Here is a 15,103-nt window from a genome sequence, read left to right on the forward strand (position 1 = left end):
CATCAATTTCACAGTTTTTATGGGAAATCGGCAGCTTAAGATCACCAGGATTCAAGATTACGCACCCTTTTAAGAGCTTATTCGGTAAGCAGATATTTTACGAAAAAGGAGTATGGATTTATTGGGCTGATGCGGTTGTTTTGAGCGCCTTTCACTGATAGGCAGAGACAAATTTAAGCGCTCAAAATACGCTAAACAGATCAGCTGTCTTTTTCAGGAGGTACGCCCACTTCTTGGGGATGAATATAAGGTAGTGCCCAAGGAGAGGCGCCATAAAACGAGCCATTGAGCTGCGTTTGCTCAATCAGGTATTCACGAAATTTTAGATAAAATTCATGATCAGGGGCAACTGGATCTGTCCAAAATTCATCCAATGGTTTTTGATCGGTCAAACCATCAATATCATACAACGCCCGACCCATCACCTTGGTAGGTTTTTTGTGGTAGATAGACTGAAGACCGGTGGTACTATTAACAGTGATCATGCCAATACTATGACGAATCAAGCTGGGCAGGTGCATGTCACAGCCGTAGTGCGCACGGCCTTGGATTTGGTAAAGATCGGACAGCGCTTGAATAAACGCTTTATAGTCTCGATGTCCACGATCGAGTGGATGATGTTTAAATAAAATCTGTGTATGTTTAGGGGCGTGCACTGCGAATGATTTAAGCACAATTTCGATAAATTCAGTCACATCCTGATAATCACTATGATGCGTGATTTGTGAATCGTTATGAACTTGCAAGCTCACCAAAAAATACTGCTGACTTGAATGCTTGATAAGACGCTGTTGCAAAAGCCTGTCTGGCAGATAACGCATGGCTTTACGGATCGGCGCTCGCATCCACGAGATCATCTCCTGAGATATGGATAAGCCCCGATAATGAGAATAGTAAGGATACTTTTTACCACCCAAAAAAACCACAAGATAATAGACAATGCTTGCCACGCACAGTCGCCAAAAACGATTAGCAGTATATTTCGGACGGTCATTGGCTTTATCAAAACTGTCTATCATGGCAGGATTCAGACGAGAATAGCCGTTAATACCATGCTCTTCTAGCGTGATATAATCAGGGCGCAAATAACCTTCTTCAAAAACAAAAAATGACACGCCCAATAACGCACACACATCTTTGGCGATCATATGATAAGGGCGACAATCATTAAAGCACACCACCGCATCAATGTCATGCTGAGCAATTACTGCCTTGAGAAAGTCATCAAACTCATGCAGCTGCCCCCGATAATTGGTCATCATATCTTTGTAGCAATAAAAAAACGCATCACCGGCATTGAAATTGATTTTGTGGACTGTGCGCCCCCCATCCATCAAAAAACTGGCAAAACGACAAAAAAACGTACCCATCTTACCTTGTAAAAGTAAGATATTACGATGTTTTAACAGTCGTTTCATGGATGCAGACATAAAGACTCAGTACAGCAAGTTAAAGGCGAGGATTTAAAAGAATTCGCTATTTTAACATGATTTTTTGTAAGATGTTTTATCGAATCGTAAACTTGCGCAGCTGCATCAGCCGAGTTTTAGCCATGCGCTTCACACGATGAATCACAGAGGGCGGCTTGGCATTTGCTGAGTGCTGATAAATATATTCAATCACCTGCTCGCACTGCGCAAGTCCATATTGATTTGGCAAATGATAAATTGGGTAATCAATCAAAACGCCGTATATCAATGCCTCTAAAGTCAGCGGCTGATTACGCGACCGCCGAGCCAGTGCTGCTTGTTTTAGAGTGTTATCAGGCTCGATTACATCTTGGGTCAGCCCAAATCCTGCATAAAATGGCATACCATAGCACACCACATCCAAGCCGCGCAATAATGCCTCAAATCCTGTCAAAGAGCTGATCGTGTGCACGACATCGCAATGCTCTAGACACATCGGCATGGCAGCATCATGAGCGATTACATCAGCCAGCTGCTGTGTTTTATCATCAAGTTTTCCGTGTCTAAGCCCTGCCTCGACATCTGGATGAGGCTTATAAATAATGATGTCTTGGGGCAATTGTTGCCGAACTTTGTTAAGAAGTTCTCCATTTTTTTTGATTAGGCTTGCACAGTTTTGTACCGAGGCATCATCTTCTACTTGACCAACCACCAAGTGAACTTTAGCCTGAGGCTTAGTTGCTTTAAGCTCATCAATACGCTCAAGCAAGGTGTGATTTTTATTGCCAACATTATATTTGCTGACTTGATGGCTAAGTAACAATTGATGCAGTCTTTGCGCTCGCTGCCTCTGTTTGTCATCCAAATGAATAGTTTTTAAAATGGTTTCAAGGCGAGATGGGCAAGTAGTATCAAAGTAGATACCCAAATCATCAATGACAACTGATAGTGGCTCGATCAATGTTGCGCCAAGTCCATTAGATCGAATAAATCCATCTTCCATACACAAAATATCGGCGCAAGCACGATCTTGGTAATCTAAAATTTTTTGAGCAAGGGATTGTTTGGCAGCCAAGCCCCAAACCAAGTAGCACTGATGATCGGGCAATGCTCTAAGAGATTTTTTGTCATCTTGCTGGGCACGCCAAGCATTATAACGATCGGTATAAAATAATCGCATTTTGGTTTTTGATTTGAATACCAAGTCGGTCTGCGGAAATTTAACAAAACCCTTGACAAATGACACTTTCCAGCGGCTAAAATCATAAGCAAGTAAATCACCTGCCAGCCGATCTTGCCAATATCGATTGGTGATCAAATAGTCCATGACCGTCTCAATATCCGAGCGCCTGCCAGTAGCAGGATCGGCATAGTAACTGTATTCAATATAACTGGCATAAAACAGCTGTGCGACATTTGGGCATGGATGGTCAAGATATTGGGCTTGTACTTGACGATAAAGCTTAGAGTCTTTGATAAAATCATCTATCGTCAGACCAAACCCTGAATACCAATTGACGCCAAAACAGTGGACAGTTTTGCCAAGCATTAGCGCCTCAAAACCCATGTGGCTACTGACAGTGAAGACTGCCTCCGCCTGTTCAAGCAGCGCAATGGGATTGCAAGATTCGCCAATTACCAAGGCGTCACGGTGTTGTGTACCAAAATATCCTTGGCCGGCAGGATGTGCCTTAATCCAAATATTAGCCTCTGGATATATACGGCGCGCCGCATCATACATCGCAAAAAAACTTTGGGCGTCAGCACCCGCCCCTGTGACCGACGCATCACCCACCACTTGATCAACAATGATCACATGGGGTTTGTTATTTTTAGCAAGCAAAGACAGGTTTGGTGCGGTACTAGAGGCATTATATTTGGACAATTTATGGTTAATCAGCTTATCAATCAGCACATCAGCTTGAGCTTGTTTAACTTCATTCCAATCTTGAACAGTTTGATAAATCAAGCTTTGCAAGCGATTGGGACGAGTTAGATCAAAATAAATGCCCAAATCATCCAAAACAAAACTGGCAGCATATCGACTCTTTGTACCGCCATCTAGCGAACGCAAAAACCCATCTTCAGCTCGCCAAAGAGCTAAGTTCAGACGTTTTGCCAAACGCTCTGCTTTTTGAGCAGATGGTCTTAGCCCCCAAGCTAATATTGCTTGGTGATCAAAGGCTTGGTGTTTATTTAAGTAATGCCGCCATCCCAAAACTTGGATAGGCGCATCCAAAGCAGCCGAAAGCAGGCGATTATTGTTAATAATCGCCTGAGAAGTAAAAAACACTTGGGGCCGTGCGCGCATCTGACACCTAACTTCCAGTCTTATAAGGCGGCGATTACGCCTGCTGCCACAGCAATTTGATAGAAAATCTGCGAGATGCCGCGGGCGATTTCCACACGACGGGTCTTCACTTTCGGCAAGACCATGATCTCATCACCTTCCTGAACGCGGTATGCCAAATTCACCACTTTGGTTTCGCCATTTTGTTGCATGACCAAAATATTTTTCGGATCGGCGCTATCATCCATTCCGCCTGATTTAGCGATATAATCCGCAACGGTCAGGCTTGGATCATAGGTCAAAGCACCTTGGGCGCGTACTTGACCATTGACTGTGATGATGGAGGTTTGCTCAGGAATGTGAATAACATCCCCTTGCTGAAGAATGATATCTTGCCACGAGTTTGGCACAACAACAACTCGCCCTGTGGGCTCAATACGCCGCGCCTTAGCAATGAACTGCTCCACAAGTTTCGCATCTTCAGCACGTAGCTGAGCCTCTTCTCGAGTCACCGATTGCGTCGCTAAAGTCATTTCCTCCAAGCGATTCAACGCTTGATTGATCGCCTGCTTTTGCTGCTCGGCAACCGATTTGCGGTAGATGGATAAATTTTGTACATTTGCCAAACTTGATGGCTCTAGCTGCGCGATGACGTCTTTTAGGCGAGCGCCATGAGGCAAAATGACTGCGCCATTCCCTCGGTGCGCTCCTGTTACCTGTACAGCGATTGTACCGGCATAACGATCTGAAGTTACCACCAAAGTATCGCCGTGATTCACAGGCACCCGATCAGCTTCAGACAGCGGATAATATTCTGCCGTCTGTGCACGACCTGCTGCTCGAGTGATGCTGATGTTTGTTGCATCAGCCAGTGGATTTGCCACAGACAATACATCAGCGACGGTAAGATTGTTCACATTGTATTCAAAAATGTACTCATTTTGTACACGACCTGAGATGCTAAATGTCCGCTTTTGTGGTGCAACGGTAATGACATCACCATCTCGAAAAGCAAAAGGCTGCAAACGACCCGCGATCAAAAAATCATACAGATTCACTTGCTGCACCACTTGACCATTACGGCGAATTTGAATATCAATATAACTGCCGCGTTCAGGATCGACGCCGCCTGCTCGATCAAGATAACTCAGCACCGAATCCGCCGCAAGGCCACCATAATATCCCGGCTGATTCACAAAACCTGTGACAAAAACTTTGACAGGCTGCGCTTGCTCAAGAGAGGCGTAGACACCGACGTTTGAGCGATAAATTCTAGAGATTGCCGTTTGTACAACTGATTGCAATTGACCGTTTTGAATACCTGCCACGCGTACAGGACCCACATTCGGCAAGAAAATATTTCCCTGCGGATCGACCGTCATCGTTGCTGCATATTGATATGCGCCCCACATTCTCACCTGCACATTATCGCCAGGGTTGATCACATAACTGTCATTAAAAGTGGATCCCGAGGTTGTCGAAAATGCCCCTCGAAACAGTTGCGCGCCAAATATCTTAGGCTGATTGATATTGGCATCTACAATTTCTTGATATGCACTAGAATTGTTGATCACCGCACTACTACCAAGACTGGCAGCAGCGACCGCTTCTGCTGCTGTTGCCTCGGCAGGCACTTGCCCAGTGGCGGCCAGTACCGCCAAACGACCATTGTTATTAGACGGGCTATTGGCTGATGCTGCGCCAACAGATAGCGTCGCAACCATTGAAAGAACTAAGGTTTTTTTTAACATAATCTCATCCTATTTTGAATGGTCACGAATAATTGCCAAAATCAATACTATAAAACCATATAAAATCAGTAAAAGCGCTAACGACGTACCAATAACATAAGCATAACGAGGATATCGAGCATCTTCGGCAGCATGCGGCGATGAGATGACAACCAAGTTTTTCATCTTACGGATTGCTTCGATACGCGCGCTTTCAAGCGATGTTAAAGCCAGTTTATAAAGCTCATTTGCAAATTCAACATCCGCTTTGATGGATTCAAATTGCGCCGTCTGTGTGTTCAATCGACTATTACGCGGCGATGTTAATTTGGCTTGCTCTTCACGAATTTGTTTTTCTACTGACGCAATTTGGCTGCGCAAGCTTACCACTTGCGGCGCCTCAGGATTCAGATAGCTTAGCAGCTGACGCTCTTCTGTGCGCAAGCTACTTAACTGACCTTGCAAAGTTGCGATGACCTGATTGACGATTTGAGCATTGGTTTGAGGGTCAAAGATTTCATTCGTATTTTGGTAATCAAGCAGTGTTTGCTTAGCTTCATTCAAGCGATTTTCCGCATCCGCCACCTGAGTCGTCACAAAAGCAAGCTGCTCGCTGGCGACTTTTTTGGAAATATCATTAACAAAAATCTCTGACTCATTTAAGATCGCTTGGTTCAACTCAAGAGCAAATTCAGGCGTGAACCCTTCGGTTGATACGGTAAGTACTGAGCTTACGTCATCTAAAGACACCGAAACACGTTTTTTATAATATTTAACGAGCTCTTCTTGAGAGGCTTCTTGATCAATCTCACTGACAAAGTCGCGGCCGTTGACATAGTAGTTATTACGAAAATCAAAGCGCTCATCAAGCCGTTTGATCAGATCGGTAGATAAGATATATTCTGTCAGATAGACCGCATCATCACGATTTGTATTATTAACACCTAATAAAGCTGAAATGCCCGTTGCCGAAACCCCTTGCTCGCTTACTTGCTTCACCACAACACTTGAAGTGCTGACATAACGCGGTGCAGCAAATAATAGCAAATAGCAAATGATCGCAATCCAAGGCGCAATCACTACAATGACAAACAACCATTGATTGATGCGTTTATTTCTTAGCTTGATGGACATGCTTGTTATATACCTCGATCGCTTCTTTTACATTTTCAAATACATGTGCGGTTTGATCCATCAGCACAATCGCCAAATCGCAGTTCCGCTCAATATCACCCAAATTATGTGACACCACCAAAAAACCAGATTGCTCACGGCGAGCTTGCAGCACTTCCTCGCTGCGTTTGCGAAACGCGGCATCACCTACTGCACTAACCTCATCCAGCATATAATAGTCAAAATCAAACGCCAAAGACAAGCCAAAAGTCAGTCTAGAGCGCATGCCCGAAGAATAGCTTTTAACAGGCATGTCAAAATATTTTCCAATATCGGCAAATTCTTCAACAAAGCGGATCTTTTCATCGATATAATCGCCACTTGAGTATAATCGGCAAACAAAACGAACATTTTGCCGACCTGTCAAACTGCCTTGAAAACCACCGCCCACACCCACCGGCCATGAGATCGTTGAGTTAGTGATGACTTCACCACTGTCAGGCTCATCAAGCCCACAGATAATCCGCAATAAAGTTGATTTGCCCGCGCCATTACGCCCAAGTAAACCCACCGACTGCTTATCTTCGATAGTAAAGTTAAGATCCTTAAACAAGTAATGGCGACCCTGTTTTGTCATAAAGGATTTGGTAATATTTTTAACTTGTATCATAGCGAGTAATTATTTAGTGCGAATCAAATCACGCTCAAAGGCTTTATATAGCAGCAACCCCAAAAACATCACACAGATCGTCCATGCAGCAAAATATCCAAAGCTAACATGATATATCGGGTATGTAGGCGACAACGCATGGCGCATCATTTCCAAATTATGTATAAAAGGATTATACATCAAATAACTCATGTAGGGCTCTGGAATCATGTGCACCGAATAGATAACGCCTGATGCAAAATAAAGCATGGTAAATAAAATACTGATAATCTTACTAATTTCACCACCATAATGCCCAATGATCATTAAAATCAGCGCCAGCCCCAAGCTAAAAAAGAACATGCCAACCCAACCAATCAACACTATGTGCAGATGAGCAAGACTAAAAGTCACTCCAAAAAAAGTTAGACCTAGCAGAAGAATAATAAAAGTAAAAAAGTAGATGACAAGTTCTAAAAATGAGCGGGCAAGAATAATATCTATGTGACGTACAGCGCGATACATTAACAGGCCTTGATTAGCTTCAACTGCCCCAAGAGATCTTAGTGCAATACGCTGCATCATAAAAAAAGGAATAATGCCAGCAACTAAAAAAAGCTTATAGTCTATTCCTGGGAGTACCCGCTCCATAATTGCGCCAAAAATAATCAGGAATATCATTACTTGCGCCAAAACCTCCAATGGCGCCCACAGATACCCCAAACGATAGCCCCCAAAACGTGTTTGCAGCTCACGCATTAATAACGCATGTATAGCAGCAGTCATCACTGCGATGCCGCTACGTTTTTTAATAGGTCGATAAGGCGGTAACTGTACTGACATGAATGATCGATTTTATAACAATTTGAAAATTGAACTATTGTACCACACTTCGATTCAAGGTAAAAACAACTTTAAATCCCCCCCAAACAAAACCCCCTCACATCTTCCAATGCAAGGGGGATTGAATAAGGGTGCTGACGATGACCTACTCTCACATGGGCGAACCACACTACCATCGGCGCTAAGACGTTTCACTTCTGAGTTCGGGAAGGGATCAGGTGGTTCCATCTTGCTATTGTCGTCAGCGTAAAAGGATTAACAACGCGGTATGAGTCTGTTATAGTTTGGTTTCAAGATCATCATTTGTGATGGTTTGACTTAAATCAAGCTAAGGTAAAATCTTACACTTTACACACAACACTGTCAGTGGGTAAAACCACTTGGGTGTTGTATGGTCAAGCCAAACGAGCAATTAGTATTGGTTAGCTACACACATCGCTGTGCTTCCACACCCAACCTATCAACGTCGTCGTCTACAACGGCTCTTTAGGGAAATCTCATCTTGAGGTGGGCTTCCCGCTTAGATGCTTTCAGCGGTTATCCCATCCGAACGTAGCTACCCGGCAATGCTTCTGGCGAAACAACCGGAACACCAGAGGTTCGTCCACTCTGGTCCTCTCGTACTAGGAGCAGATCCTCTCAAATTTCCAACGCCCACGGTAGATAGGGACCGAACTGTCTCACGACGTTCTAAACCCAGCTCGCGTACCTCTTTAAATGGCGAACAGCCATACCCTTGGGACCTGCTTCAGCCCCAGGATGAGATGAGCCGACATCGAGGTGCCAAACACCGCCGTCGATATGAACTCTTGGGCGGTATCAGCCTGTTATCCCCAGAGTACCTTTTATCCGTTGAGCGATGGCCCTTCCATACAGAACCACCGGATCACTAAGACCTACTTTCGTACCTGCTCGACTTGTGGGTCTCGCAGTTAAGCGCGCTTTTGCCTTTATACTCTTTGAACGATTTCCGACCGTTCTGAGCGCACCTTCGTACTCCTCCGTTACTCTTTAGGAGGAGACCGCCCCAGTCAAACTACCCACCATACATTGTCCTTAGATCTGTTAATCTCAAGTTAGAACCCCAACATAACCAGGGTGGTATTTCAAGGATGGCTCCATGGCAACTGGCGTCGCCACTTCAAAGCCTCCCACCTATCCTACACAAGTTAGGTCAAAGTTCAATGTAAAGCTGTAGTAAAGGTTCACGGGGTCTTTCCGTCTAGCCGCGGGTACACAGCATCTTCACTGCGATTTCGATTTCACTGAGTCTCTGCTGGAGACAGCGCTGCCATCATTATGCCATTCGTGCAGGTCGGAACTTACCCGACAAGGAATTTCGCTACCTTAGGACCGTTATAGTTACGGCCGCCGTTTACTGGGGCTTCGATCAAGAGCTTCGCATACGCTAACCCCATCAATTAACCTTCCAGCACCGGGCAGGCATCACACCCTATACGTCCACTTTCGTGTTTGCAGAGTGCTGTGTTTTTAATAAACAGTTGCAGCAGCCTGGTATCTGCGACTCCCATTCGCTTACATCGCGAGGATTTCACAAACAGGAGCGTACCTTCTCCCGAAGTTACGGTACCATTTTGCCTAGTTCCTTCAGCAGAGTTCTCTCAAGCGCCTTGGTATTCTCTACCTGACCACCTGTGTCGGTTTCGGGTACGATTCATTTATGACTATGCTTAGAAGCTTTTCCTGGAAGCATGGTATTTGCCACTTCGCTGATCAATCAGCTTGCTATCAGATCTCATTAATAACCGAGCGGATTTGCCTACTCAGTCTAACTACATCCTTCCACCTGGACAACCATCGCCAGGCTGGCATAACCTTCTCCGTCCCTCCATCGCATCATAAACAAGTATCGGAATATTAACCGATTTCCCATCGACTACGCCTTTCGGCCTCGCCTTAGGGGTCGACTCACCCAGCCCCGATTAACGTTGGACTGGAACCCTTGGTCTTCCGGCGAACGGGCTTTTCACCCGTTTTGTCGTTACTCACGTCAGCATTCGCTCTTGTGATACCTCCAGCACACCTTACAGTGCACCTTCACAGGCTTACACAACGCTCCCCTACCACTTAATTGAAACAATTAAATCCGCAGCTTCGGCTCCTAGTTTGAGCCCCGTTACATCTTCCGCGCAGGCCGACTCGACTAGTGAGCTATTACGCTTTCTTTAAATGATGGCTGCTTCTAAGCCAACATCCTAGCTGTCTGTGCCTTCCCACATCGTTTCCCACTTAACTAGGAATTTGGGGCCTTAGCTGGCGGTCTGGGTTGTTTCCCTCTTGACGACGGACGTTAGCACCCGCCGTCTGTCTCCCGGATATCACTCATCGGTATTCGGAGTTTGCATCGGTTTGGTAAGTCGGGATGACCCCCTAGCCGAAACAGTGCTCTACCCCCAATGGTGTTCGTCCGAGGCGCTACCTAAATAGCTTTCGGGGAGAACCAGCTATCACCGAGTTTGATTAGCCTTTCACCCCTATCCACAAGTCATCCCCTGGCTTTTCAACGACAGTGGGTTCGGTCCTCCGGTGCCTGTTACGGCACTTTCAACCTGCTCATGGATAGATCACTCGGTTTCGGGTCTATACCCTGCAACTATGCGCCCTATTAAGACTCGGTTTCCCTACGGCTCCCCTAGATGGTTAACCTTGCTACAGAATATAAGTCGCTGACCCATTATACAAAAGGTACGCCGTCACGGAATAAATCCGCTCCGACTGCTTGTATGCACACGGTTTCAGGTTCTATTTCACTCCCCTAACAGGGGTTCTTTTCGCCTTTCCCTCACGGTACTGGTTCACTATCGGTCAGTCAGGAGTATTTAGCCTTGGAGGATGGTCCCCCCATCTTCAGACAGAATTTCTCGTGTTCCGCCCTACTTAATATGTCGCTTAAACAGTTTCGCATACAGGACTATCACCTACTACGGTTGGCTTTCCCACGCCATTTTGCTACTGTAAAATTGATCGGCTCCTCCCCGTTCGCTCGCCGCTACTTGGGGAATCTCTATTGATGTCTTTTCCTCGGGGTACTGAGATGTTTCACTTCTCCCGGTTCGCCTCATAAAATAAATTATGATACCTAAGTTATCTTAGGTGGGTTTCCCCATTCAGAAATCGCCGGGTCACAGGATATTGCCACCTCACCGACGCTTATCGCAGGCTATCACGTCTTTCATCGCCTCTGACTGCCAAGGCATCCACCATGTGCACTTCATTACTTGACCATACAACCCCAAGGGGTCTTATGGGTAATGTGTAACGATTTACCTATGTTTACGCTTGATTCAGTTCTCTTTACTTTGGGTGATTGTATTGGGTACAATCACCCTGGTTAATTATTACGTTGGATAATAATTAACCCAGACTCATACTATGTTGTTAAATAATGTTATAAACTTCGTCAGTTTATAAAATAAAAGCATAAATAAGAAATCTTATTTAAATTGCTTATGTATGCTTTGATGTTTAGTGGTGGAGCCAAGGAGAGTCGAACTCCTGACCTCCTGCGTGCAAGGCAGGCGCTCTACCAACTGAGCTATGGCCCCAAAATGGTGGGTCTAATAAGACTTGAACTTATGACCCCCGCGTTATCAACACGGTGCTCTAACCAACTGAGCTATAGACCCGTTTTAAACATCTTACCAAAGAACAACTTGTTGTGAATTCTTGCCAATCAGATAACTTCGTTAAGGAGGTGATCCAGCCGCAGGTTCCCCTACGGCTACCTTGTTACGACTTCACCCCAGTCATCGACCCCACCGTGGTGAGCGCCCTCTTGCGTTAGGCTACCCACTTCTGGTGAGATCAACTCCCATGGTGTGACGGGCGGTGTGTACAAGGCCCGGGAACGTATTCACCGCAGCATTCTGATCTGCGATTACTAGCGATTCCGACTTCATGGAGTCGAGTTGCAGACTCCAATCCGGACTACGATAGGCTTTTTGAGATTGGCATCACATCGCTGTGTAGCAACCCTTTGTACCTACCATTGTAGCACGTGTGTAGCCCTGGTCGTAAGGGCCATGATGACTTGACGTCGTCCCCGCCTTCCTCCAGTTTGTCACTGGCAGTATCCTTAGAGTTCCCACCCGAGGTGCTGGTAACTAAGGAAAAGGGTTGCGCTCGTTGCGGGACTTAACCCAACATCTCACGACACGAGCTGACGACAGCCATGCAGCACCTGTATGTAGATTCCCGAAGGCACTCCCGCATCTCTGCAGGATTCCTACTATGTCAAGACCAGGTAAGGTTCTTCGCGTTGCATCGAATTAAACCACATGCTCCACCGCTTGTGCGGGCCCCCGTCAATTCATTTGAGTTTTAACCTTGCGGCCGTACTCCCCAGGCGGTCTACTTATTGCGTTAACTGCGTCACTAAGTCTTTAAAAGACCCAACGACTGGTAGACATCGTTTACGGCGTGGACTACCAGGGTATCTAATCCTGTTTGCTACCCACGCTTTCGCACCTCAGTGTCAGTATGATGCCAGGGAGCTGCCTTCGCCATCGGTATTCCTCCAGATCTCTACGCATTTCACCGCTACACCTGGAATTCTACTCCCCTCTCACCTACTCTAGTTACCCAGTATCAGATGCAGTTCCCAGGTTAAGCCCGGGGCTTTCACATCTGACTTAAGTAACCACCTACGCGCGCTTTACGCCCAGTAATTCCGATTAACGCTTGCACCCTCTGTATTACCGCGGCTGCTGGCACAGAGTTAGCCGGTGCTTATTCTGTGGGTAACGTCAGGGCTAATGGGTATTAACCATTAACTTTTCCTCCCCACTTAAAGTGCTTTACAACCAAAAGGCCTTCTTCACACACGCGGCATGGCTGGATCAGGCTTTCGCCCATTGTCCAATATTCCCCACTGCTGCCTCCCGTAGGAGTCTGGGCCGTGTCTCAGTCCCAGTGTGGCTGATCATCCTCTCAGACCAGCTACAGATCGTCGCCTTGGTAGGCCTTTACCCCACCAACTAGCTAATCCGACTTAGGCTCATCTAATAGCGAGAGCTTGCGCCCCCTTTCACCCGTAGGTCGTATGCGGTATTAGCTTGAGTTTCCCCAAGTTATCCCCCACTACTAGGCAGATTCCTAAGCATTACTCACCCGTCCGCCACTAGGTATCAAAAGCAAGCTTTCTAACCTCGTTCGACTTGCATGTGTTAAGCCTGCCGCCAGCGTTCAATCTGAGCCATGATCAAACTCTTCAGTTTAATCTTGATTTGCCAGTCAAACAAAGCTGTTTGATTGGACTTTAATGTTGGCTCATTTATCGTACTTACTAGCAAATGATATATATTTCAATATCTGCTCATCGTGTTAATGAATTAACTTTGAGTATTTTTGCCTGACTTAAGATAAGTAAACAGTATCAATAAATGATTATCTTTTTAAGTATCTTGTATTGACAAAAATCCACACAAGTTGTTCTTTAGTTTGGATTTTAAATAGTGTGTTAATCATCGTCTGATTAACCTGAGCTGACCATTATAACATGGGATGTTTTGAAGTCAAGCTTTTTGTTTGGTTTTTTACGAATTAGTTAGAGTTCGTAAATTTTGCTACTCATTCATCAGAGTAGAAGTCATATTATAATGAATTAAAATCTTCTGTCAAGCATTTATTTTAAATTTTTATAATATGTGGTGGCGATGAAGAGACTTGAACTCTTGACCTCACGATTATGAGTCGTGCGCTCTAACCAGCTGAGCTACATCGCCGTTACAGGACGCAAATTATAGCATAAAGTTTTGGCTTGTCAACGGTAAAATTAAAAAATTTTCAAAAATTTTAATATTGATGAGCAGCAGTAGAGCAGTTCCTTTGGACGATATAAATAAAGCCATAAACATCAGAAGGCAGACCGATAAGCCGGGTTCTGTCGTGGACAATCATTCATCTAGGCGTATCGTCGCCAATACGCTCAAGCAACCTACCCGAACTCTGAGTGGGCAACCCATTGAGTTCCTATTTGGTCTTGCTACATGTGGAGTTTACCTTGCCATGAACTGTTGCCAGTCATGCGGTGGGCTCTTACCCCACCGTTTCACCCTTACCTATATCATAGGCGGTCTATTCTCTGTTGCACTGGTCGTAGGCTTTCGCCTCCTAGCCGTTAGCTAGCACATCGCCCTATGTAGCCCGGACTTTCCTCCCGCACTGTCGTGCCGGCGATTGCCTAGTCTGCCAACTTATAATTATAACATAGTTTATCAACCAGCGGTAAGTTTTTGATATTTTGCCATCAGCTCGTCTTCGGTCTCTGGAAATTTTGGATCTTTGGGAATGCAGTCCACAGGACAAATATCCACGCACTGAGGTGTATCATAATGCCCGACACATTCAGTGCATAAGGCTGGATTGATCACATAAATATCCTCGCCTGCATAGATGGCTTCATTAGGGCAAACTGGCTCGCAGACATCGCAGTTAATGCACTCTTCGGTAATTTTTAATGCCATAACAGCGCCTATGATTGATGAAACTTTTTGTCAAATGCCGCCAACACCGATTCAGGGACAAATTTACTGACATCGCCACCAAGCTTAGCGACTTCGCGCACCAAGGTTGATGATACGAATGAATACTCTTGAGACGGGGTCAAAAACACTGCTTCAAAATTATCATCCAAACTGCGATTCATATTAGCAAGTCCAAATTCATATTCAAAATCACTCACCGCGCGCAGCCCACGCAGTACCGCACTTGCCCCCTGCTCTTTGGCGAATTCAACCAATAATCCCTCAAAACCCACCACTGACACTTTAGGATTATCCGCAAAATACTGTTTTACCAATGCCACACGCTCATCAAAATCAAAGAGCGGCTTTTTGTGATGCGCAAATGCCACAGCAATGATCACTTCGTCAAATAACTTGAGCGCACGATTCACCAAATCAATGTGACCGTTGGTCATCGGATCAAATGTGCCAGGATAAAGAACTTTTCTAGGGGTAGCTGTCATGGCGATACGCCTTTTGATTACAAAACAAACTGCCTATGGTAGCAAATTTTTATTGACTTTTAAATATGAAAATATAAAGGC

8 protein-coding genes, 3 tRNA genes, 3 rRNA genes and 1 other RNA gene are annotated in these 15,103 nt (G+C 45.3%); all 15 read right to left on the reverse strand.

From position 1 onward, the window contains the following. Positions 1-200 precede the first annotated feature (200 nt). Positions 201-1,430: a capsule biosynthesis protein gene (locus tag U0021_RS03890; RefSeq protein ID WP_114800423.1), complete on the reverse strand. Its 1,230-nt coding sequence runs from the start codon at positions 1,428-1,430 to the stop codon at positions 201-203. A gap of 76 nt (positions 1,431-1,506) precedes the next feature. After that, entirely contained in the window at positions 1,507-3,720 is a 2,214-nt protein-coding gene (locus U0021_RS03895) for a capsular polysaccharide biosynthesis protein (protein ID WP_114800424.1), read from the reverse strand. A 20-nt stretch (positions 3,721-3,740) separates the two neighbouring features. Then, positions 3,741-5,450: a polysaccharide biosynthesis/export family protein gene (locus U0021_RS03900; RefSeq protein WP_114800425.1), complete on the reverse strand. Its 1,710-nt coding sequence runs from the start codon at positions 5,448-5,450 to the stop codon at positions 3,741-3,743. A 9-nt stretch (positions 5,451-5,459) separates the two neighbouring features. Next, on the reverse strand, positions 5,460-6,563 hold the full coding sequence (locus U0021_RS03905; protein ID WP_114800426.1) for a capsule biosynthesis protein: 1,104 nt from the start codon (positions 6,561-6,563) through the stop codon (positions 5,460-5,462). Further along, a complete protein-coding gene (locus U0021_RS03910; RefSeq protein WP_049236914.1) occupies positions 6,541-7,212 on the reverse strand; it encodes an ABC transporter ATP-binding protein in 672 nt (223 codons plus the stop codon). Before U0021_RS03910 ends, U0021_RS03905 begins: the two co-directional genes overlap by 23 nt. Positions 7,213-7,221: 9 nt before the next feature. Next, positions 7,222-8,034: an ABC transporter permease gene (locus tag U0021_RS03915; protein WP_114800427.1), complete on the reverse strand. Its 813-nt coding sequence runs from the start codon at positions 8,032-8,034 to the stop codon at positions 7,222-7,224. Between the two features lie 132 nt (positions 8,035-8,166). Continuing rightward, positions 8,167-8,280: ribosomal RNA gene (gene rrf / locus U0021_RS03920) — 5S ribosomal RNA — on the reverse strand. Positions 8,281-8,425: 145 nt separating this feature from the next. Next, positions 8,426-11,279: ribosomal RNA gene (locus tag U0021_RS03925) — 23S ribosomal RNA — on the reverse strand. A gap of 245 nt (positions 11,280-11,524) precedes the next feature. After that, positions 11,525-11,600: transfer RNA gene (locus U0021_RS03930), tRNA-Ala, on the reverse strand. Between the two features lie 4 nt (positions 11,601-11,604). Beyond that, positions 11,605-11,681, reverse strand: a tRNA-Ile gene (locus tag U0021_RS03935). A 61-nt stretch (positions 11,682-11,742) separates the two neighbouring features. Further along, positions 11,743-13,271 (reverse strand): 16S ribosomal RNA (locus tag U0021_RS03940). The 16S, 23S and 5S rRNA genes sit together here with 3 tRNA genes alongside, the layout of an rRNA operon. Before the next feature lie 430 nt (positions 13,272-13,701). Further along, positions 13,702-13,778 (reverse strand) — tRNA-Met (locus U0021_RS03945). A 131-nt stretch (positions 13,779-13,909) separates the two neighbouring features. Further along, positions 13,910-14,248: RNase P RNA component class A (rnpB, locus tag U0021_RS03950), an RNA gene on the reverse strand. A gap of 22 nt (positions 14,249-14,270) precedes the next feature. Next, complete coding sequence (locus U0021_RS03955; RefSeq protein ID WP_078256089.1) at positions 14,271-14,519, reverse strand: YfhL family 4Fe-4S dicluster ferredoxin; 249 nt, start codon at positions 14,517-14,519, stop codon at positions 14,271-14,273. A gap of 8 nt (positions 14,520-14,527) precedes the next feature. Continuing rightward, complete coding sequence (gene coaD, locus U0021_RS03960; protein WP_064611642.1) at positions 14,528-15,022, reverse strand: pantetheine-phosphate adenylyltransferase; 495 nt, start codon at positions 15,020-15,022, stop codon at positions 14,528-14,530. Positions 15,023-15,103: the final 81 nt, after the last annotated feature.

The organism is Moraxella canis, assembly GCF_034424565.1.
GTDB classification, from domain to species: domain Bacteria; phylum Pseudomonadota; class Gammaproteobacteria; order Pseudomonadales; family Moraxellaceae; genus Moraxella; species Moraxella canis.